Source organism: Pantoea sp. UBA5923 (assembly GCF_002431095.1).
Lineage (GTDB): Bacteria > Pseudomonadota > Gammaproteobacteria > Enterobacterales > Enterobacteriaceae > Pantoea > Pantoea piersonii.
Genome location: NZ_DJDN01000003.1, coordinates 1,999 through 3,349 on the forward strand (window position 1 = coordinate 1,999; position 1,351 = coordinate 3,349).

The 1,351-nt window shown below is 63.4% G+C and carries 2 protein-coding genes; both read left to right on the forward strand.

Annotation, left to right across the window (positions count from 1 at the left end; genetic code table 11):
- On the forward strand, nt 1–658 hold a 658-nt coding region (gene panB, locus B3797_RS00115; RefSeq protein WP_311790034.1), incomplete at its 5' end, for a 3-methyl-2-oxobutanoate hydroxymethyltransferase.
- Nucleotides 659–673: 15 nt separating this feature from the next.
- Nucleotides 674–1,351: pantoate--beta-alanine ligase (gene panC, locus B3797_RS00120; protein ID WP_311790035.1), on the forward strand; the 678-nt coding region annotated here is incomplete at its 3' end.

Below are 1,351 nucleotides of genomic sequence, written 5' to 3' on the forward strand. Positions count from 1 at the left end.
GCTCGGCATGACCGTTCAGGGCCATGACTCCACGCTGCCGGTGACCGTCGCCGATATCGCCTACCACACCGCCGCCGTACGCCGCGGCGCGCCGCAGGCGCTGGTCATGGCCGATCTGCCCTTTATGAGTTACGCCACGCCGCAGCAAACCTTTGACAGCGCGGCGCAGCTGATGCGCGCCGGCGCCAATATGGTGAAGCTGGAGGGCGGCGAATGGCTGGCGGAGACGGTGCGTATGCTGACCGAACGCGCGGTTCCGGTGTGCGGCCATCTCGGCCTGACGCCGCAGTCGGTGAATATCTTCGGCGGCTATAAGGTGCAGGGCCGCGACGAGGCGGCCGCCGAACGGCTGCTGGCCGACGCGCTGACGCTGGAAGCCGCAGGCGCGCAGCTGATGGTGCTGGAGTGCGTGCCGGTCTCGCTGGCGCAGCGCATTACCCAGGCGCTGACCATCCCGGTCATTGGCATCGGCGCGGGCAACGTCACTGACGGCCAGATTCTGGTGATGCATGACGCCTTCGGCATTACCGGCGGCCATATCCCGAAATTTGCGAAAAACTTTCTCGCCGAGGCGGGCGACATGCGCGCCGCTATCCGTCACTATATCGCCGAAGTCGAAGCGGGAACCTATCCTGCGGCTGAACACAGTTTCCAGTAATTCAGGAGCCTTACCGTGCTGATCATTGAAACGCTGCCGATGTTGCGTCGTGAAATTCGCCGCTGGCGGCAGGAAGGAAAACGCATCGCGCTGGTGCCGACCATGGGCAATCTGCATGACGGTCATCTGACGCTGGTCGATGAAGCGCGCGAGCGCGGCGATATCGTGGTGGTCTCGATTTTCGTCAACCCGATGCAGTTCGATCGCGCCGACGATCTGGCGCGCTATCCGCGTACGCTGCAGGAGGACTGCGAAAAGCTTAACCGCCGCAGCGTCGATGTGGTGTTCGCGCCTGCGCCCGCGGAAGTTTACCCTCACGGGCTGGAGAATCAGACCTTCGTCGAGGTGCCCGGCCTCTCGTCGCTGCTGGAAGGCGCAAGCCGTCCCGGCCATTTTCGCGGCGTCGCCACTATCGTCAGCAAGCTGTTTAATCTGGTGCAGCCCGATATCGCCTGTTTCGGCGAGAAGGATTTTCAGCAGCTGGCGATTATCCGCAAGATGGTCGCGGATATGGGCTTTGACATTGAGATTGTCGGCGTGCCGACGGTGCGCGCCAAAGACGGCCTGGCGCTCAGCTCGCGCAATGGCTATCTCAGCGCCGACGAGCGTCAGCTCGCGCCTGCGCTGGCGCAGGTGATGAACGGCATGGCGGCGCGCCTCGCCAATGGCGAACGCCATATCGAAGAGATTATC